18 protein-coding genes are annotated in these 20,940 nt (G+C 38.8%); 9 read left to right on the top strand and 9 right to left on the bottom strand.

Annotated elements, in window-relative coordinates; translation table 11 throughout:
• The first annotated feature begins 134 nt into the window (after positions 1-134).
• From L3V46_RS15455 to L3V46_RS15445, 3 genes are all read left to right on the top strand, one after another.
• Positions 135-2,708 (top strand): fimbria/pilus outer membrane usher protein, encoded by a 2,574-nt coding sequence (locus tag L3V46_RS15455; RefSeq protein ID WP_034614016.1) that lies wholly within the window; start codon positions 135-137, stop codon positions 2,706-2,708.
• The gene (locus L3V46_RS15450; protein ID WP_035370891.1) at positions 2,705-3,715 is read left to right on the top strand and encodes a fimbrial protein; all 1,011 of its coding nucleotides are present in this window, start codon (positions 2,705-2,707) and stop codon (positions 3,713-3,715) included. The genes L3V46_RS15455 and L3V46_RS15450 overlap by 4 nt, the downstream gene beginning before the upstream one ends.
• 115 nt (positions 3,716-3,830) lie before the next feature.
• On the top strand, positions 3,831-4,139 hold the full coding sequence (locus L3V46_RS15445; RefSeq protein ID WP_034614014.1) for a hypothetical protein: 309 nt from the start codon (positions 3,831-3,833) through the stop codon (positions 4,137-4,139).
• Positions 4,140-4,283: 144 nt separating this feature from the next.
• On the opposite strand, the gene L3V46_RS15440 is transcribed toward L3V46_RS15445, so the two are convergent.
• On the bottom strand, positions 4,284-5,204 hold the full coding sequence (locus L3V46_RS15440) for a LysR family transcriptional regulator (RefSeq protein ID WP_239046184.1): 921 nt from the start codon (positions 5,202-5,204) through the stop codon (positions 4,284-4,286).
• Between the two features lie 102 nt (positions 5,205-5,306).
• Between L3V46_RS15440 and L3V46_RS15435 the strand changes: the two genes are divergently transcribed.
• The 3 genes from L3V46_RS15435 to L3V46_RS15425 all read left to right on the top strand — a co-directional run bounded on the left by L3V46_RS15435 (position 5,307) and on the right by L3V46_RS15425 (position 9,800).
• A complete protein-coding gene (locus L3V46_RS15435; RefSeq protein ID WP_034614010.1) occupies positions 5,307-6,683 on the top strand; it encodes an aspartate aminotransferase family protein in 1,377 nt (458 codons plus the stop codon).
• Between the two features lie 60 nt (positions 6,684-6,743).
• On the top strand, positions 6,744-8,309 hold the full coding sequence (locus tag L3V46_RS15430) for a CoA-acylating methylmalonate-semialdehyde dehydrogenase (RefSeq protein WP_239046183.1): 1,566 nt from the start codon (positions 6,744-6,746) through the stop codon (positions 8,307-8,309).
• A gap of 99 nt (positions 8,310-8,408) precedes the next feature.
• Positions 8,409-9,800: an amino acid permease gene (locus L3V46_RS15425; protein ID WP_004819829.1), complete on the top strand. Its 1,392-nt coding sequence runs from the start codon at positions 8,409-8,411 to the stop codon at positions 9,798-9,800.
• Between the two features lie 174 nt (positions 9,801-9,974).
• Here the strand turns inward: L3V46_RS15425 and L3V46_RS15420 are convergent, their stop codons facing one another.
• The 8 genes from L3V46_RS15420 to L3V46_RS15385 form a co-directional block, all read right to left on the bottom strand.
• Positions 9,975-11,069, bottom strand: a complete 1,095-nt coding sequence (locus L3V46_RS15420) for an AraC family transcriptional regulator (protein WP_239046182.1) — start codon at positions 11,067-11,069, stop codon at positions 9,975-9,977.
• Between the two features lie 251 nt (positions 11,070-11,320).
• Positions 11,321-11,869, bottom strand: coding sequence for a fimbrial protein (locus L3V46_RS15415; RefSeq protein WP_239046181.1), 549 nt, complete (start codon positions 11,867-11,869; stop codon positions 11,321-11,323).
• A gap of 9 nt (positions 11,870-11,878) precedes the next feature.
• Positions 11,879-12,889 carry a fimbrial adhesin FimH gene (locus tag L3V46_RS15410; RefSeq protein WP_004819837.1) on the bottom strand — a complete coding sequence of 337 codons (1,011 nt, stop codon included), beginning with the start codon at positions 12,887-12,889 and terminating at the stop codon, positions 11,879-11,881.
• Positions 12,890-12,900: 11 nt separating this feature from the next.
• A complete protein-coding gene (gene fimD, locus L3V46_RS15405) occupies positions 12,901-15,519 on the bottom strand; it encodes an outer membrane usher protein FimD (protein ID WP_034614004.1) in 2,619 nt (872 codons plus the stop codon).
• 5 nt (positions 15,520-15,524) lie between these two features.
• On the bottom strand, positions 15,525-16,226 hold the full coding sequence (locus L3V46_RS15400; RefSeq protein WP_004722216.1) for a fimbria/pilus periplasmic chaperone: 702 nt from the start codon (positions 16,224-16,226) through the stop codon (positions 15,525-15,527).
• Between the two features lie 19 nt (positions 16,227-16,245).
• Complete coding sequence (locus L3V46_RS15395; protein ID WP_004819841.1) at positions 16,246-16,731, bottom strand: hypothetical protein; 486 nt, start codon at positions 16,729-16,731, stop codon at positions 16,246-16,248.
• Between the two features lie 52 nt (positions 16,732-16,783).
• Complete coding sequence (gene fimA, locus L3V46_RS15390) at positions 16,784-17,335, bottom strand: type 1 fimbrial major subunit FimA (protein WP_016539504.1); 552 nt, start codon at positions 17,333-17,335, stop codon at positions 16,784-16,786.
• 557 nt (positions 17,336-17,892) lie between these two features.
• The gene (locus tag L3V46_RS15385; protein WP_239046180.1) at positions 17,893-18,354 is read right to left on the bottom strand and encodes a hypothetical protein; all 462 of its coding nucleotides are present in this window, start codon (positions 18,352-18,354) and stop codon (positions 17,893-17,895) included.
• A gap of 466 nt (positions 18,355-18,820) precedes the next feature.
• Here L3V46_RS15385 and L3V46_RS15380 point away from each other — a divergent pair, with 466 nt between their 5' ends.
• From L3V46_RS15380 to L3V46_RS15370, 3 genes are all read left to right on the top strand, one after another.
• Positions 18,821-19,417, top strand: coding sequence for a DUF4189 domain-containing protein (locus L3V46_RS15380; protein ID WP_239046179.1), 597 nt, complete (start codon positions 18,821-18,823; stop codon positions 19,415-19,417).
• A 114-nt stretch (positions 19,418-19,531) separates the two neighbouring features.
• Positions 19,532-19,984 carry a hypothetical protein gene (locus L3V46_RS15375; protein WP_239046178.1) on the top strand — a complete coding sequence of 151 codons (453 nt, stop codon included), beginning with the start codon at positions 19,532-19,534 and terminating at the stop codon, positions 19,982-19,984.
• Positions 19,985-20,045: 61 nt separating this feature from the next.
• A complete protein-coding gene (locus tag L3V46_RS15370; RefSeq protein WP_004722210.1) occupies positions 20,046-20,579 on the top strand; it encodes a hypothetical protein in 534 nt (177 codons plus the stop codon).
• Positions 20,580-20,940: the final 361 nt, after the last annotated feature.

Genomic DNA, 20,940 nt, shown 5'->3' with positions numbered 1-20,940 from the left:
AGATTGAACAAGTCTTTAAATTTCTTCAATGCAAGAAATTTAAAGCACCTTCGCAATGATGATTTAATCATTTCATTTATCTGAGAGTAAGCGAGTAAAAAAACCTATTCATTTGTTGATAGGCAGACTTCTTTATGCAAAAAAATGAACAAAGCTACAAGTGGATCAAGCGACATATCAGTTACTATGTGGCTTGTGGGGTTATTACGCTCAGCATTCCTGCTTTAGTTAATGCATCTGAAACTGACTTAAAAGAGGCTGAAAAGTCTCCGACTGCTGCAGAAGCAGAATTTGATTCGGCTTTTTTAATTGGCGATGCCAAAAAGATAGATGTAAATCGCTTTAAATATGGCAATCCTGTGTTACCAGGTGACTATAATGTGGATATTTATGTCAATGGTAACTGGTTTGGTAAACATCGTATGGTGTTTAAAGCAACTGAAAATAATCAAAATGCGTTTACCTGCTTTAGCTCAAACCAATTATTAGAATATGGCGTTAAAGCAGACGTGTTAAAAAAAGGCGAAAGCTTTGCTTTGACAGGTTGTCAGAAAATTGAACAGTGGGTTGAAGATTCGTTTTATGAATTTGATACTTCACGCTTACGTGTCGATATTTCGATTCCACAAGTTGCGATGCAAAAAAATGCGCAAGGCTATGTCGACCCTAGTGTTTGGGATCGCGGGATCAATGCTGCATTTCTTTCTTATAATGCCAGTGCATATAAAACATTTAATAAAACCCAAGGTGGCCAAGAAACCACCAACGCATTTACTTCGATAACCGCTGGTGCAAATTTAGCTGGCTGGCAATTGCGCCATAATGGGCAATGGCAATGGCAAGACCGCACCACCACAGATAATCAATCTAAATCAAGTTATGACGCGATTAACACCTATGTGCAACGCGCATTCCCGCAATACCGTGGTGTATTGACTTTAGGTGAAAGCTTTACTGATGGTGAAATCTTTGATTCATTTGGTTATCGTGGTTTCGATTTTTCCAGTGATGACCGTATGTTACCCAACAGTATGATTGGTTATGCACCTCGTATTCGCGGTAATGCAAAAACCAATGCCAAGGTTGAAGTACGTCAGCAAGGTCAGTTGATTTATCAAACAACGGTTGCACCGGGTAGTTTTGAAATCAATGACCTCTATCCGACAGGATTTGGTGGTGAACTCGAAGTTTCTATTTTAGAAGCCAATGGTGAGATTCAACGCTATTCAATTCCTTATGCATCTGTTGTACAAATGCTCCGTCCAGGAATGAGTCGTTATTCTGTGTCAATGGGTCAATTCCGTGATAAAGATATCGATCTAGATCCTTTTATTGTACAAGGGAAATATCAACGCGGTATCAACAACTCGATCACGGCTTATGGTGGTGTACAGTTCTCAGAAGACTATTCAGCAGTGACATTGGGCAGTGCTTTTGCAACACCTATTGGCGCAATTGCACTTGATGTAACGCATTCACAAGCAGATTTTGAACGTCGCAAAAGTGAAAGTGGGCAAAGTTTCCGTATCAGTTATAGTAAATTAATTACCCCAACAGATACCAATTTAACCTTAGCTGCATATCGTTATTCTACAGAAAACTTTTATAAGTTACGTGATGCAATATTGGTACAAGACCTTGACAATAAAGGCATTAGTTCAGCTCATGTAGGTAAACAGCGCAGTGAATTTCAGATCACACTGAATCAGGGTTTACCACGTGATTTTGGCAATATTTATGCAACAGGTTCGTGGGTAGATTACTGGAATCGTCAGGAAACAACCCGTCAGTATCAAGTGGGTTATAGCAACAACTACCGTGGTTTGACTTATGGTTTGTCGGCAATTAAGCGTATTGTTGAAAATAATGCCACAAGTATCAGCAATAGTGATACTGAGTATATGTTGACCATGTCCTTACCACTTTCATTTAAGAAAAGCTCAGCGAACCTTAACTCGATTATGACGCAAGATAATGCGACTGTCGGTGTGAGTGGTGTGGTTGGCGATCGTTTTAACTATGGTACATCTGTATCGACGCGCTATGGTGATAATCCGAGTGCCAATTTAAATGCTCAGTATCGCACCAACTACGCTACTGTTGGCGGTTCATTCAGTGCTGCAGATGGTTATCAACAAGCCATGTTGACTGCACGTGGTAATATTGTTGCTCATCCTGAAGGTGTCTTGTTTGGACCAGATCAGGGGCAAACCATGGTGTTGGTATATGCACCTGAAGCTGCTGGTGCAAAAGTGAATAATGCGACAGGTTTAAGTATCAATAAATCTGGTTATGCGGTGATTCCATATGTAACTCCATATCGTTTAAATGACATTAGCCTTGATCCTCAAGGAATGTCGACAGATGTAGAGTTAGATGGTACAAGTCAGCGTATCGCACCCTATGCAGGTTCAATTTCACAAGTGAGTTTTGCGACGAAAACTGGTAAAGCAATTTATATTCGCAGCAAAAAACAAAATGGTGAAACTTTACCTTTTGCAGCAGAAGTATTTGATACAAAAGGTGAAAATATTGGAATGGTTGCGCAAGGAAGTATGGTTTACTTAAGAACCAATACTACTGCAGACTCGGTTACAGTGAAATGGGGCGAAAATGCTAACGAGCAATGCCACATCCAATATGATGTTTCTGCGCAAGCAGCAGACAAAAAGCAAAATATGATTATGGCGGAAGGTGTATGTCAATGAACGGTAAAGTTTTAAATCGTATTCTCTTGCTCATTGCTGGGACTGTGAGTTCAGGGACATATGCTGCATGTATACCAGATCGTGGTTTCTCTACTGTTGATGTGAGCATGGCAGTAGGACGTGTTGTGGTGAGACCAAGTGACCCTGTCGGAAAGGTTTTACGCAAAGCCTCTTTTCCAATTAGACCCAATGGTTCGACGTATAGTTGTGGTAGTTATGGCACACTTGGTGCTGTTTTAACTCAAAACTATTCACTTAGCCCTATCGGTAATTCGGTTTATAACACCAATATTGATGGAATTGGTATTCGCTTATACCGTGAAGCGCCAACAGCTCCTGGTTTTGCCGATTATTATCCTTATACACGAAGTGCGAGTGGCAGACGTGTTTTGGCAGAAGGGTTTTTTATTGTTGAAATTGTTAAAACGGCGACATCAACAGGATCTGGCGCACTGGTTCCAGGCACATATAGTAGTTATCGTTCTGGTGAACGCCAAAGCCCACCTTGGTTAACCAGTACGGTATATGGGAATGCGATTACTATTGCGTCTTCTTCATGTGAAATATTGGGAAATATTAATAAAACTGTGACACTGCCAACGGTAAATAAGGTTGATTTTAAAGGTGTCGGTTCAACGCAAGGTGAGCAAGCCTTTGATCTCAACATTTTGTGTAATGGTGGTAAAAACCCGAGTGGTTATGAAGAAAGCAATAAAATCAGCCTAAGCTTTGATTATGATGCGGTGAGTAGTAGCACTCAAAATGTACTTGCGAATACAAATACCGCAGGAAGCAGTGCATCAGGTGTTGGCGTACAATTGCTTTCACAATATAAAAATTCGAATAAAGTGATTGCTAAAAATGACAAGCTAGAATTAGGCACGTTAAAGTCAAATGATAATATTCAATACAATGTGCCAATGACTGCGCGTTACTATCAGACTGCAACCAAAGTGATGCCCGGAAAAGTCCGAGCTATGGCAACCGTCACAATTGAATATGATTAATTGACGTGAATCATATTTTTTAAAATTATTTTTTTATTTATTGATTGGAAAATCTTGTATTAATAATAAGGTTATGTAATTAATTAACTACACCATTTCTTTAGAGGGGAATGAGATGGAGTTAAATAAAAAACTATCCTTTTTATTAATAACATTTACAACGATATCGAGTTTAAGTTTAGCCACTTATGCAGAGGAGATTCATTTTCAAGGGCAGATTGTAGAATTTACATGTGAAAAGGATTCTAATAATTCTAATTGCAAAGCGATTGATAATACGATTGATGTGTTGAGAAAAACCACCACAATAGATAGTTTTAATTTCAATAACTTAGTTGATAAGAAGGCCAATAGTGTGGCGCATTTAAAAATTCAAGATTTAGAAAGTGAGCAGCATAAAATACTGGTGGTAGATTATTATTAAGCCTATTAATTTGTGATATAAATAACATAAATTAAAAATTATGCTGTGTGATAAGTTAAAATATAATCTGATTATTTTAGTTGGATTATATTTTAATGTGTATTAAAAACAATCGAATTTTAAACTGTTTTAAATCTTTGTATATTATTTTATCGGTTGGACGGTTTTATTTAATATATCCATAAAGGTTTTTAAGATAATATTGTAATTTTTTCCTTTGTGGGTAATTAGACAGATCGGCGTACTGTAATGCATTCTCTCTTGTAAAATCGGTTGCATTAAATCATCTTGGACCCATTTTTTCGCATAATGATTGGGTAAAAAACCCATAAATTTTCCTGAAAGAATCAGAAAGGCGATACCTTCTCGGTCACTGGCTGTGGCGGAACAGTTCAATCGTTGATGCAACTTCATTGCATCGGGGGTAATGGCGTAATTTGGAAGAACCGTATTGCATCGTTTTAAGTCATCTAAACTTATTTCTCCTAAATGCTGAAACAGCGGGTGATTTTGCCCACAATAGAGTGAAGACTCTTCATTATATAAATGAAAATAATCGAGGCCTGACAATGGACTCACCAAAGGAATCGCACCAGCGTGTAAGCGATTGTCCAAAACACGACACTCAATATCTGACAGTGTGCTCATACTAATATTAATAACCACCTCAGTATTTTCTTCCGCAAGCTGTGCCAATGTATTGGTAATATAAGCACTGGGCATCGTGACTAAGTTATTAATAATTCCAATATTAAATTCACCTTTGAGCTGATTATGCATTTGATTGATTTTGGCACGAAAGTCCTCAATCGAAGCCGTCAGTACTTCAATATATTCTAAAACTTCCCGACCTTCATCGGTGATGGAAAAGCCTGCTCGGCCACGTTGACAGAGGCGAATCCCTAAGCGATTTTCCAGATCACTCATATGCAAACTAATCGCAGAACGGCTAATCCCTAGGATACTTTCAGCAGCAGTAAAGCTGTGACAGTCACAGACTGTTTTAAATATTTTAAGTAATTTTATATCAAAATCAGTAACTTGATTTAATTTTTTAGGTTTCATTTAGTTTTGCTTTTTTATATCTAAACTCAAGATATTTTGAATTTATCAAAACTATCTCGCTTTGTACACTCAAGAGATAACCACAAAACAAGAAGAGTACTTATGTTTGATATCGATACATCAAATGACCGCGATGACGCATTGGAAGCCAGTCAGTCAAATGAGCAGATGAATTTAAATTATCAAGCCCATTGGATGCCATTTTCTGCAAATCGTAATTTCCATAAAGATCCGCGCATGATCGTGGGTGCAAAAGGATCGTATTTAATTGACAGTACTGGACGTGAGATTTATGACTCATTGTCAGGGCTATGGACGTGTGGTGCAGGGCATACACGGCCTGAAATCCAACAGGCTGTAAGTAAGCAATTGGCAAAATTGGATTATTCACCTGCATTCCAATTTGGACATCCTTTATCTTTTCAATTGGCTGAAAAAATTGTTCAGCTGATGCCGGAAAAACTGCAACATGTATTTTTTACCGACTCTGGTTCAGAGTCTGCGGATACTGCGATCAAGATGGCACGTGCCTATTGGCGCATTCAAGGCAAACCAAGCAAAACCAAATTGATTGGACGAGCGCGTGGCTATCACGGTGTAAACGTGGCAGGGACCAGTCTCGGCGGCATTGGTGGAAATCGTAAAATGTTTGGTCAATTGATGGATGTGGATCATTTGCCTCATACCTTACAGGCGCATTTAAGTTTTAGCAAAGGCTGTGCTGAAACGGGTGGGGTTGAGCTGGCAGATGAAATGCTCAAGCTGATTGAATTACATGATGCTTCTAATATTGCAGCAGTAATAATAGAACCTGTTTCAGGTTCAGCAGGCTGTATCGTGCCACCAGTTGGTTATTTACAACGCCTACGAGAAATTTGTGACCAACACGATATTTTACTGATTTTCGATGAGGTGATCACTGGCTTTGGGCGTATCGGCAAATGGACTGCGGCTGAACATTTTGGAGTTACACCAGACCTTTTGACCTTTGCTAAACAGATTACCAATGGCGCAATTCCATTAGGTGGGGTGGTGGCAAGCCATGAAATTTACAATGCATTTATGCAGCAAGACTTGCCTGAACATGCCATTGAATTTACCCATGGCTATACCTATTCGGCCCATCCTGTTGCCTGTGCCGCTGCTCTCGCCACCTTAAATGTACTCGAAAATGAAAATTTAATTTCCCAATCTGCTGGCTTGGCACCAAGCTTTGAAAAGCTTGTCCATGAATTAAAAGGTTCCCCCCATATTGTCGACATCCGTAACTGTGGATTGATTGGTGCCTTGCAATTGGCTCCACGTGATGGTGATGCCACGATTCGTGGTTTTGAAATTGGAATGAAACTGTGGAAAGCAGGTTTCTATGTGCGTTTTGGTGGGGATACCCTTCAGTTTGGCCCAATGTTTAACAGCACAGAAGCGCAATTAAGCAGCTTGATGAATGCAGTAGGTGAGGCACTTTATCAGGTGAAATAAATAGGGTGTGCCTCTAAGCAAATCAATACGGAACAGCTGGACAATAGACAAGGAAAAGTAATGAACAATTTAGAAAATTTTAGTGGTGGCGAGCTGTCTAATACCGAAACAGTTGAAACAGTACAACCGATCACGCTGGTTGGGCATTTTATTCAAGGGGGACTTGTAAGCAAGACCTCAAGAACACAAGCTGTATTTCATCCAGCCACAGGCAAGATCAGCAAAGAAGTTGCGCTTGCAGATAGCGACTTAGTCAATCAGGTGGTTCACATTGCACAACAGGCTTTTCCAGCATGGCGCGATACCCCTGTGATTAAACGTGCACGAGTGATGTTTAAGTTTAAACAACTGTTAGAAGACAATGCTGAAAAACTCTGTGAGTTGATTGGACAGGAACATGGAAAAATCTGCCATGATGCGCAAGGTGAGTTACAACGCGGAATTGAAAATGTTGAATATGCATGTGGTGCACCTGAGTTTTTAAAAGGTGAATACTCAAAAAATGTTGGCCCAGATATTGATTCATGGAGTGAATTTCAACCTTTAGGTGTGGTTGCTGGGATTACACCATTTAATTTTCCAGCAATGGTGCCATTGTGGATGTTCCCGATGGCGATTGTTTGCGGAAACTGCTTTATTTTAAAACCCTCTGAAAAAACCCCATCCGCAGCATTATATTTGGCGGAATTACTTAAACAGGCAGGTTTACCCGATGGTGTGTTTAACGTCATCAATGGTGATAAACAAGCAGTGGATGCCTTATTAGATCATCCAAATATTCAAGCGATCAGTTTTGTTGGTTCAACCCCGATTGCTGAATATATTTATCGTACAGCAACCTCGGCAGGCAAACGTTGTCAGGCCTTAGGTGGCGCAAAAAATCATGCCATTATCATGCCTGATGCAGATATCGATAATGTGGTGAACTCATTATTGGGTGCAGCTTTTGGCTCATCTGGTGAACGCTGTATGGCATTGTCTGTAGCAGTGGCAATTGGCGATGAAATTGCTGATCTGGTGATTGAAAAACTTAGCCAAGAAATGCAACAACTCAAGTTTGGTCATTATGCAGATCAACAAAATGACTTTGGACCGCTCATTTCGCAAGCACATAAAGATAAAGTTCAAGCTTTTATCCAAAGTGCTGAACAGCAAGGTGCTAAAATCGTTGTTGATGGTCGTGATGCCAAACCTGTTGGTTATGAAACTGGATTTTTTGTTGGCCCGACGCTGATTGATCAAGTTTCATCAGACATGACTAGTTATCAGCAAGAAATTTTTGGCCCTGTTTTACAGGTGATTCGCGTAGAAACCATGCAACAGGCGATGCAGTTAATCAATGATCATGAGTATGGAAATGGTACCTGTATTTATACCCGTGATGGGGAAGCTGCGCGCTATTTTACCCATCATATCCAAGTGGGAATGGTCGGGGTAAATGTGCCATTGCCCGTACCTGTTGCTTATCATAGTTTTGGTGGCTGGAAGCGTTCGTTATTTGGTGACTTGTCTGCTTATGGGCCAGATGGAGTACGTTTCTATACGCGCCGTAAAACCATTACCCAGCGCTGGCCAGCTACACACGTTCGTGAAGCTAAGCAGTTTTCAATGCCGACTTTAAATTAATTTTTTGTGTATAGAGGGAAGATCATCGATTTTCTCTCTTTTGAATAAGGATTTAATAATGTAAATCACGATTTTAAAAGTATTTTTAAGGAATAAAATATGAATGGTGTTAAAACAACAAAATTAGGTGAAGGACTTTCCAACCGGCATATCACGATGATTAGTATCGGTGGCGTTATTGGTGCAGGTTTATTTGTCGGCTCTTCAGCTGCAATTGCCAAAGCAGGTCCTGCTGCTGTACTGGCTTATATTATTACCAGTATTATTGTTTTTTTGGTGATGCGTATGCTCGGTGAGATGGCCGTTGCTCAACCAGATACAGGTTCATTTTCCACTTATGCGCGTAAAGCAATTGGCCCTTGGGCTGGCTTTACCGTGGGTTGGTTATATTGGTGGTTTTGGGTTTTGGTAATCCCTATTGAAGCAATTGCTGGTGCGGAAATTTTACATGCATGGTTTCCTCAAGTTTCCAGTGCTATTTATGCTTTTGCTTTTATTATTTTACTCAGTTTAGCCAATTTCTTTAGTACCAAAAGTTTTGGTGAGTTTGAGTTTTGGTTTGCTTTAATTAAAGTGGTTGCGATACTGCTGTTTATTGTGATTGGTGCATCGGCTGTATTCGGTCTTTGGCCTTTGGCTCGTGATGTCAGTGGTGTGGGGCATTTATTTTCAAATGGCGGTTTTATGCCGCATGGCATGGGTGGTGTTCTCTCGGCGATTTTAATTTCAGCATTTTCATTTTTTGGTGTTGAAATTCTGTCGATTGCTGCGGCAGAGTCTAAAAATCCACAAGAGAAAATTAAACGTGCCACCAATCTAGTGCTGTATCGCATCATTTTATTCTTTGTCGTTTCGATTTTTCTAGCAGTGGCTTTAGTCGATTGGCGTTCGCCTGATTTACAAAAATTGGGGACCTTTCAGTATGTCTTGGTCAGCCTCAATGTGCCGCAAACCAAACTGATTATGGACATGGTGGTGTTTATCGCGGTGGCAAGTTGTATGAATGCGGCTGTATATACTTCTTCACGGATGCTGTTTGCATTGGGTGCACGTCAAGAAGCCCCGAAAGTTGTGACTAAAATTAATGATGCAGGTGTACCAACGATCGCAGTGTTTGCTTCAACCTTGGTTGGACTGATTTGTTGCGCCGTGAATTATATGTTTCCCGGGCAAGTTTTTGGATTTTTACTTTCAACAACCGGTTCAATTGCCTTAGTGGTTTATTTAGTTATTGCTGTGTCACAACTACGCTCAAGAGCTAAACTGGAAAAAATAGGCGCTCAAGTGACCTTTAAAATGTGGTTATTTCCTTGGCTGACATGGTTTGTCATTGTGGTGATTATGAGTGTATTGGGCTATATGTTTTTATCGCCTCAATATAGTTATGAAACGACTTTGTCCTTAGGAGTAACCTCCATCGTGGTGATTTGTGGTCTGATGGTGACACGTAAGAATAAAACCGCGAAGCGTATGGCCGTTCATTTGGATTAAATCAGCATTAAACAGCGCAGAACAACCAGCAAACTTTGTCGGTTAAGGGCAAAGCCAGCACGACAAAGTTTGTTTTTTATGTTTAGGCTTTTGCTTTTATCACGCCAGTCTATAAAAAGAAATCAATCACTTAGGTTGGATGTTCTAGGTCATTTTAGCGAGATTTAGCTTATTTTAGCTGAGTTGAACATCATGTCTATTGAGCTCTGTTTCAAAGCTTTCATTGACATGATGTTTTTCATTTACATCTAATGTTTTATTGATATTTTGCTTTCTCCACATAGAAGGAGAAACCCCATTCCATGCTTTAAACGCACGATTAAATGAGGTTTGGTCTTTATAGGCAAGTAAAAAGGCAACTTTTGTGATGGATAAGTTTTGATTTTGCAGATATTTCTTGGCTAAATTTTGACGAATATTACTGAGAATTTCTTTAAAGGAAAGGTCTCTATTTTTTAAATATTTTTGCAGTGCTCTCGCAGAGATATTTAATGATTTTGCAATAGAGTGAATTTGGACATTATTATTTTCAAGTGCTTGTAGCATACTCAGATTAACCAATTCCAAGAAAGAATCCTCCTGAGGCATTTTACTGAGTAATATGTTGGCATGATTCAATAATATTTCTAAAAGAATAGGGTCATAATATTTTAATTTGGTTTGCAATAAAGAATTCGGTATGACGATACGAGTTTGCTTTGTATTAAATTTAATCGGGCAATTAAACAGTTGTTGGTATTTTTTTGTGTCAATGGGTTTGGGAATGGCAAGTTCTAGACAATGAAAAATACTTGCATCTGAATCGGTCAGTTGTTGTAAGTGGTGAAACAGGCTAGACACTTGTATTTCTTCAACGATGGTGGTTTCTTCTAGATATAAACCTACTTGTAAATATGCAGGTTTATCCCATGAGATTGAAAAGTGGTTTTCCTCAATAAGCACTTTTTTGGGAATATAATTAAACCAAAGCTTTTCGTATTGAGCCAATATTTCGATATAGTCAAATAATGTATCACTCGACTGAGCCATATAAGCCACAATGCCGATATGTTTGGGCTGAACCAAAGCACCGATATCTAATCCAATACCCACTTGGGGATATTGTTTATTGATTTGTTTTATTCTCTTGAGCCATTCGCCAAACGGTAGGTGATCATTGAGTGGATATTCAGCATCGCTTGAAACATCTAAGCCTTTTTTTTTACAGAAATCGTCTAATAAAAGTGCCATTCCTTTATTCACACTTTTTATTTTAAAAAAAGTTTTCATGAATTCTCCCAATATTCATTCGATGTTTCTGTGTATTTATTTTTTATTTAAAGTAATCAAAGATTTGTCGTTATGTGTGAGGTCTTCATTTTTCTTTAAAGCGAGGCTGGGATTTGAATGATGAAAATAGATAAAGTTCTCCGCTATTTTTTATGCCATTCAAATGAGAAGGATGAGTTCCTATACCCTGTGCTTTAAAAAGTTTGAATACTCAATCGTATTAACCGTCAATAATAAATCGCGTTATGTGCTCAATCATATTGAATAGAAAACTGAGCATTTGCATTTGCAATCCCTGCGAGGGCTTGTGCTTTGGTCACGATATAATTTGCATAAAAGAGTGCCGAAACATTGCCATTGATGTCTGTGCTAAAGGCTTCGCTTTTCTTGCCTAAAGGCAATCTTTTTTTATCTTGATCTCGGATTTCTATGGCAATATTTTCAGCTTTATTGGCTAAGGCATCGAGCGCTAAAAGTTCAGCATTTTCAGTATTTCGAGGCCCCTCAAAAGTAATGGTCACAGATCCATTCGGTGGACAGTTACTCATCTCAAAATGAATCGGGGTTGGTTTTGATTGACTACCTACATTCGGTAAGTCTTTGCTTGCAACGCTGCCAAGCTGAATATATTTATCTTGTTCAGAACTTAACACGCCACAGGTTGCTGTCGTCACAATCCCTGAAAGTTCAATATTCACTCGACCTAGTTCTACATTACTATTTTGAGCATGAGTGATCTGATGAATATTTAAACAACATAGCAGTGTGGCAGCGGCCATATATCTTGCTCTATTTTGCATTATCGTCTCCTAATCAAAATCCACTCTGAGATATCCTCTAGATTTAAACGGACCAATGACTGGTTTATTCCCAGTGATACTGACGGGCCAAGCTTTGATGGTCACATTTGCTGGTTGTTGATTGAGATTAAACGGAATCACACTATTGATATTATTGGGCAACAAGACATTGTCGTTTTGATCTGACATCTTAAAGCCAATATCTGGATTATCTGAGATCATCATATCTCCAGTGGCTTTTTCAGCCTCAAGCCGAAGTGTCAGCATTGCTTGGGCATCAATATTGGTACATTGAATCGCTAAGGTATGACTTTGTTTATTGACATTGTTGGGTTTATTGCCAGGACCCGCCTGACTAAAGGCATAGGCTGGAATTTCCCCAAACTTAATTTCTAAAAAGTCACCTGTGCCAATTTTGCAGCTTTGTGGAACCGTAATAGAACCGCTGTAACTGATTTTATAAACAGGGATACTTAATGGATCTGCTGAACCCGTTGTGACATATACGGTAAACATGGTTTTTTTCGGGATAGGCACAAAATCAATAAAGGGTTTAATCACTTTGAGGCGGAAGGTAAAGTTTGAATCCCAAATACCAAAGGGTTGCCCTCTACTTACATTGGGATCTGTACCCATCTGTACATAATTTGCAGGAGGATAAAAATCTCCCGCAAAGCTATCGGTAATTTTCATGGCACCGACCAGATAGTCGTTGATCGGTAAGTATTTATAGCGATCGATGGTTTCTACCACAGAGAGGTCGGAAACATAACTACGCATGGTTCTATTTCGACTAATATTGGAATTATGAACAGGGCAGGTTCCATAAACTTGCGAGGAAAAATTTTTTTTAAGCTCTACAATTTTACCTACAGCGTTATTCGAGCTGCTAAAACTATTGGACAGATCATAAAAAACTTCATCCACCACACCGTTCCCTTTACTGTTCCAACAGACAACTGCAAAAGATGGGGCAGACGCAAGTAACAACATACTGGAAATTAAAAGTTTAAATTTCATATGATCTCTCCTTATTGACATTCAAGATCAAATTGAATAACGGGTTTGCTGAGGTCCATGTCTGAAATATCGTAGTTTGCCAAACATTTTCCTTCAGCCGATTCACCCCAATTGACTTCCAGTGTGCCTTTGAGCGGAAGTCCAGTTAAATAAACTCGACCATCATCTGCAACGATACTGGTGGCTGAACTTTCCTTTTCGATCACACTACTTGCATACGGTATAAACTTGCCGTTATGGGATAAGGTGATGAGTGCTCGTACACCTAGACTGGTATTAAACGTTGCTCTGGCAATTGCCCCTTTGATTGGGACGACATTTTCAACGTTATTGCTGATTTCGAGATTATTACTGAAAGTATTTGAATTGAGCGCAACACGATTGGCACGATATTCAGTGGCATAAGGAACGATGGCATAACCACGCCAATCGGTTTTAACGCCAGTATAATTTTCGATATTTACACCTTTAGCACCGGGTGCTTTGACCAAAATTGAGGTGCTGCCTAAAGGCTGACCAAAGGTAATCCCATCACGGTGCGCTAAAATACCGCCAGATGCGTTATAGGTAAACTGATTTGAGTTCTTTTCGTAGCTATAACCTGCACCTACCGTACCGTAACTACCATTGTAATTCAGGCTGACTGAACCAATATCGCCTTGCTTACTGACTTGTCCCTGATTGATGCTATAACTTAAATTACGATCTTTCAGTAAAGTGCCACTTAAACCTGCCATATAGGACTCATTACCATTTGAATTTTGTGTGGTCGAAAAAGTGCTATATGCATTTTGGATTGGATGATTGCGGAAATTCGCTTTCGGCCATAGCTTGTCCAATGGGAAGGAGATATTCATGGCGTACATGGTGTCACTTTGATTAATCTCAGAATATTTGTTACGGCTGACTGAGAATGAATAATTCAGTGCTTTCCATGAGTTTGCATAACCCGCTTGAACCCATTCATTTTTTTTGTTGGTGTCCCAATAGGTTTGCTGATTTCCGGAGACAAATAAAGAACCATAGTTGCCAAGTGAATGCGAGATATTGACTTCAAAGCGACCTTTTTTAGAATTATATAAATTGTAGTAATCCGTAATGATCGGGGTATTGGCTTGATTTCCATCTTGAGTTTCGGAAACGTGATAGCCACTCATACGATTATAAGCAACATCATTTAAGGTATAGAAACCTTTGGTGGAATAACGATAACCCAATAACTGGAAAGTTGTTCCAGAGCTTAATAATGATTTTGAATATAAAAAGCGCAGAGACTGCCCACTGCTCGTGGATCGATCCGCCAACTCACTGTCCGCATGAGTAAGGTCAAAAGACAGAGCGCCATAATCGCCGAGGTTGGCACCTAGACCCACCAATGCACTCTTATATTTTTCTGATAATTGCGTACCCGCATAAACGGATATACCATTTTTTAAACCGTGAATTGCTGTTGCCTGTAGCAATGACGGATTATCTTGAGAATCCAATCCGCTACGGTACTCACCCACCACCACACTATATTTTGTACGTCCTTCACGTTGTAGCACTGGAAGGCTTGAATAGGGCACTTGAAAGCTTTGAATCGAACCGTCATTTTCTTCAATCGTAACCAAAAGGTCACCACTGATTGAGGTTGGATTTAAATCTTGGATAAGGAATGGTCCGGGTGCGACATTTACCTGATGGATTACAAAACCATTTTGTTTAATCACCACTTTTGCATTGGTTTTTGCAACCCCACGAACTGTAGGGGCATAGCCTTGCTGACTGTCTGGATACATTGCTTCAGAAGTCGACAAATGTGCGCCACGGAAACCAAAGCTATCAAAAATTTCGCTACTTGTTGAACCGTCACCAATTACCAGCTGGCTTTTTAAAGGAATAATGGTTTTTTGTATATAGGTGTTTAAATTATTCCATTGATTTGTGGTTTTACCATTGTGCGAATTGGCGTTAAAACTGCCCGAATGTCGGAACTGCCATGAGCCAATATTGAGTCCATTATCCAGACGTAAAAATAAACTGTTGGTATCTGTTTTAGAGTTGTCATAACCCGAAATATTATAGTTGGTATAAAAGCCGTTGATCCCTTCATCCCATTGATCGGGTGGAATATAGCCGCGAATTTGGTTGCGTAAAGACGCTTGCGGCAAGCTGATCAATAATTTTTGTTTATCAAATTGAAAGTGGCTGTTTGCACCGTCAATGATTGAAATAAAATCTACACATTGTGGGTTTGAGCTAGACAATTGCTCGTATTGGGCAATATTGACCCCAAATCCCTGCAATGTTTTGCTGTCTAAACACGGAAATAACCCCGTTGTATCTTGAATGCCTGATTTTTCAATAAAATTGATGTCGCGGGTAAACGCATATTGATCGTTGACATACACATCAACCCGGTACACGCCCGGCAATTGATGGGTCGATTTCTCAAATCTGCTCAAATCAGAAATTTGTGAATTGGATAAGTTATCTGTTAAAAATGCAGGGTTAAACACCTGTTCTGCATGACTGGTTCTTGGGACTACGATTGAAATCAGCATAGTCACTGCGATACCCACTGGATATCGCTTGATATTTCTCCTTACGCATACAACATTGTATGGCATTGAAAATAGACTATTCATAATTATTACTTCAGTTCTAAATCAACTTTAGCCGTTAAACCACCGTAATCATTGACCGTTTGATAACTCAGCTTATTGCCTGAAGTTGCTGAAATTTTTGTTTGGGCAAAAGGACTCGCCATCACATTTGGCACTTTTTGGTTATCAACAAAAACGTTCACAAAAGAAACATGATAAGGAGATGGATTATTCACCATGATTCCTTCTGCTGATTTTGAAAACTTAAGTGTTTCTAATGCGGCTTCAGGTTTGGTTTTTAGATTTATTGGACGAACAAACAGTTTGATTCGAGATAAAACAGCAAGTTGCAAAATATTTTTGTCAATCAAAGTCGATTTATCAATCGAAGGAATTGCCTTGACATTGACCCAAAATACCGACTCTCTATCTTGGGGTAAGTTGGTGGCAACATTGACAATTCTTAAAGTATTTTCGCTATTTGCTTCTGCGACAAATAAGGGCGGAGTAATCAGAAAATCTTTTGATTTTTCATCTAAATTATTTTCAATCCATGAGTTAATTAAAAAGCGTTCTTTATTGTTGCTGTTGACAATAGCTAATGAAACTTGCTTGGCATCGGTTGGGTAAATAACACGAGTTGCCCCAAGTGATATACCGCCAATTATATTGTTATTGGCCAAGCTGGTAGATGCTAAGCAGGCTAAGGTTATACTAAGAACACCATTTTTAAATAAGTTCAGTTTCATATAAGTCCTTAGAATTCATTTATGGATAAAAAACAGAAATTAAAATATTCGATGCTTGAGCGGATGACTGTTCTGAAGTTTGGTTGAGGAGAATACCAATCCTATTTTTAGCGAAACTGTCATAACGTTCAGGTCGATCAATTTGTCGAATAAATTTCTGATTCAGACGGGCCTGTTCAAGACCTTGAATGTTTAATTCTTGATGAATATCAAAATCATTTCTTGCTTTTGGATCTGTATAAAACATCTCATGGGTTGGCTTATTTTGTTCAGATAGACCAATGGCAAGATTGTCGTAAATGCTCACAGGGCATAATGAAAAATTGATTTGAATTGGAGAATTGGGAGTTTTAATAGATACAGCAGCATTATTCTCAATCAAGATTGAGCAGCTTTGATTTATCAAAACTCCCTGAAAATGAGCTCTTCCACCAAACACATAACTCTCTGCGTAAATATGAGTACTTACTAATATTCCAGCAATCAGGGTTATATACTTTTTCATGGTAAATAAGCTCATGTAATCAAATAGTTAATAATTATCTTAGGCAGATAAATTATTCATATTTCACTACAAAAGTTGCATCAGCATTTGCTTGACCAGGTGTAGATGCACCAGTCGCTACATAACGAGCGCTGAATTGAAGTGTGTTATCACCAGTGATCAATGTTTTAGGTGTAGAGAAACTAGCACCAGTAACACCTAGGATTTTTGAAGTGTCATCAGCAATCTCAATCCCTACATTTGTTGCAGCAGTAGAGTTTGTACCACCAGCAGCAACTGAAAGTAAGTTTGCATTAGACGTTACAGACTGACCATAAAATGCAACAGCAGCAGTTGCTTGAACTGTTGGATCACAGTCAACAAGTTTGATTTGGAACGGTACTGGAGTTGTTTTATCGCCAGCAACAGCTAAACGTGCAGTACGGTATTGACCTAAATCAACAGTTTGATTTGAAGATTCTGTACTCACAGCACATGCTGCATTTACGATTTCACCAGTAAAATGTACTGTTCCACCGTTAACAGTTACAGGATCAGCAGCGAAAGCTGAAACAGAAAGTGTTAAAGCAGATAAAGTTGCAGTACTTAATAGAGCTAATTTCATAGTAAAACCCATTCATTTTAGAAGGTTGATTTTTAATATTTATTTAAAATCATTTTTTATGATTTCAATAAATTACACTTAGTCGCACTGTTTAATAAAATAGTAATGTACTTAAATAAATGCAGGGTTATAGTGACTTACATCACAATAGATAACTTTGTATTTTGTGCATAATTAATTTGTATTTGACGCCCTTATCATTTTTTATGAAAAGTTTATGAATTAATGTGATTAGTTGGGTGCTTGTTTTTAGCTGTGCTGTGTACAGTGTTGTTGCTTATTATTGATATACGTTGGTACGGGTTTTTGATCAAAAATGCTCATTGCATTTGTAGATATACTTTTGAGTTAGAATTATTTTTCTTATTTAATATCAATCACAAGGGGAAATAAATTTTTTGATTATCAAAAGCTTGCGATGCCACAGCTTACATTCAAAGTTTAAATACCTTTGCGTAGGCAATGCCTCACTTTTCGTAGGGGATACCAAACCTTGCGCTATCACAACAGCAATCAAAACTAGACGATTTATACAACAGTTGATTGTGTATAGCGCTTTATTTTTTAATCTGAGATGGTATTCCAATTTGCGCAGCCAAAGGCGAGAAAATCACTTTAATTGGAGAGTTAGCCTGACTTTGCTGTACATCAGGCCCTATATAATTCTTGCCTTGAGATGTTGCAAAACTACGATGCCACACACTAAGTTCAGTGTCTGACAGCCACACTATGTGCAAAGCATTATCCTTTGCGCCAAAGTCGATGGTTCTTACATCAAATTGCGCCAAAGCATTAATAAATGAACGACATTTTTCAGTTTCACCTTTTTTCAGAACTGAAATTTGAACTTGGGTTGCGCCACCAAACATTACATCATTGGCTCGGCACTGAAGAACTTCCACATGAAAACGGCCATCAGGAGAGGGCAGATCTCTTATCAACTTATTTACCGTGCTGGATTGGCATGCTGTTAAAACGATGGGCAATATCAGTAAAGTGCATATCCTTGTCAGTTTCATTTTATTCCTTGCTATGTAAATACATTACGATTTTTGTTTTATCGCTTTATTCAAATCGGTCAGTCTGCTTTTAGCCAATACATGCAATGATTCAGTTGAATTGTTTTCACAACTTCGGCTGGTCATCATATCGTGTTGCATGTTTACTGGCGATTTAATTAAGGATGATGTGGTTAAGTTTATCTGTATTTTGCTGTTTTAAAACATGTTTTTGTATTGATTTTTCACATGATTTAATTGTTTGTGTTTAGCTGCTCTGCATTTAATCTTAATGAGAATGCTTAGAGAAAATTTAATGAATAAAAAATGACTTGCAGAAAAAAGTTGTAGAAGTTTTAATCTAAGTTTGAACGTTAGATAAAATATTAACATTCCATCAATCAGAAAATTGATCATATATTGTTTGTTTTTTCTAAGTAAAAATCATTCAATTTATTGGTGGTTATTGGCCATGAGGGCTTTTATTATGCTTAAAACATTCACGATCGCAGAGCAACACTATTTAAAACAATTCATGGGGATTGCAAACACGCTTGTGTTGGCGTTTGTTGTTTTGATGTGGTCAGGCCATGTGGCCGCAGAGGGCAATTGTCCTCCTGGTTATTATCCAATTGGTGGGCAAGGCCTGCAAGGGTGTGCACCGATTCCAAGTGGCGGTAGTAATGGTGGTGGCGGTGGTGGCACATATAAATGGGAACCCTCACTTTGGGAAAAGCGTTGGGGCGCGATTGCTGAAGATAAGGCAGCACCATCTCGACCTACAGGTTATGCCCAAGCGACAAGAACCGAACGTGGGGCAAAAAAAGTAGCCTTGGAAAATTGCCAAAAAAAGGGAGGTAAAAATTGTGAAGTCATCTTTACCTATAACAATAAATGTGTTGCCTTGGCTGATCCGACTCAAGGTGGTCAAGAGTCTGTGATTAGAATTGATCGTACGCCCGCAGGCGCCAAAGCATTAGCTGCTTATGAATGTCAAAGTAAAAACAAGCAAGAGTGTAAAGTGGTTTACTCAGCATGTAGTACTTATTACGAGCCGGGCGCCAGTATATTTTATTGGTGGTAATACATAGCGGTTCTGCTTTAAGTCACATCGCCTATTGTGATAAACCCGAGATAAGCATTTGAAAGACAATGTATATTTAAATAAAAGATCGGATCTTTTTAAAGGATAAAAATGATGAAAGCGGTTAATTTTTTACTGGGCAGTATTTTAGCTTTGCCCTTGTTTGCACATGCAGATGCCTTGAAACTGCAAAAAAGCACACAGGAATTTGATCAATATCGTGGTCAAATTACAGTAAATGGAGAATATTCATATTATTTTGATGATGAAGTGGCAGGTGATGTTATCTGTTTTCATCCCAGTGCGCCTTCAGATCAGTTGATACCACGTAAGCCGGATGATCGCCGTTCCCGTTGGTTCTGTTTCCGTGACACTCAACAGGCAGCTCAGGCATTGAAACTCAACAAAAGACCCAAGGAAGGCTATATTGGCTATACAGGACATGCAACTGTAACGGTTGGAGAATATGCGGTTTATAAGGGCGAAAGTGATGGTACTGATCTGGCAAAATTGGTATCAGTCCAAAAAGCAGATACAGCTAAACTGGTTAAAAGCTCAGGTTATTAAAAGACCATTGTTATCGCGATGTTAAATTAAATACATATTTAAAGTTTAAAGGAAATAAATCATGAAAATTGTTAGTTTTTTATTGGCGGGTATGCTGATTACGCCAATTGTTGCACAGGCAAAAACACCACAACAATGGGCTGACTGTGCCGATAAGGTTGGGCGTACTATCGATGTACAAGAAGTTGGTAATATCGGCTATGAGTCAGAAATCAAAAGCAAGTGCGGTACACGTCCTGTTCCAACAACAGGTATGGCGAAACCAGATGGTAAACACCCACATGACGTTATACAGGCAGCACCTTGGAAAGCTCGTTTTCAGCAATTAGTTGGCAAATCATATGCAAATCTCACTTCAGCTTTAGTGGTATCCAGTGCAATGCAGCGTCAGGGTGATTGGCTGGTAGGCAGTGGTTATGACCCACGTGGGGCGGGTTCGAGTAAGGCTGTCATTGCGATCAATACCAAAACAGGAAAAGTCATGGCGGCTTATTCAGATACTGAAGATGGTGTTAAGTTCTTTGGCTTTGATGAAAATACCAAAGGTGTTCCAAGTAAATTTTCACAATGGGTTGCGGAAAGTGCAGCAGGCTGATTTGTTAGATGTATGTTTGGCTGATCATGACGTGTAGCAATCAATCAGCCATGGCAAAGGGATGCCAACAATAAATTTGTTCCATAAGTCCTTTTTAAAACCATAGATCAACATAAAATCCCCCTCATCCTAGCCTTCTCCCGAGGGAGAAGGAATTTTCAATACCAAAATGCTTTACTCCACATGATCATTTTTTTGATTTATGAAAGATCTTTAATGTTCAGCTTAAAATATCCATTGTGATTTAAAATCAGCAATTACAGGAAAATTACAATTTGGAGTTGTATAAATAGTTGTGTTAAAAGCTTAGGTTTGTTGTAGCAAAGATATGTTGTTTAGAGAGCAATCGACTGTTCAAAAT

This window comes from Acinetobacter sp. AG3 (assembly GCF_022343575.1).
Taxonomy (GTDB): domain Bacteria; phylum Pseudomonadota; class Gammaproteobacteria; order Pseudomonadales; family Moraxellaceae; genus Acinetobacter; species Acinetobacter guillouiae.
This window is presented reverse-complemented; position numbering and strand designations above follow the sequence as displayed.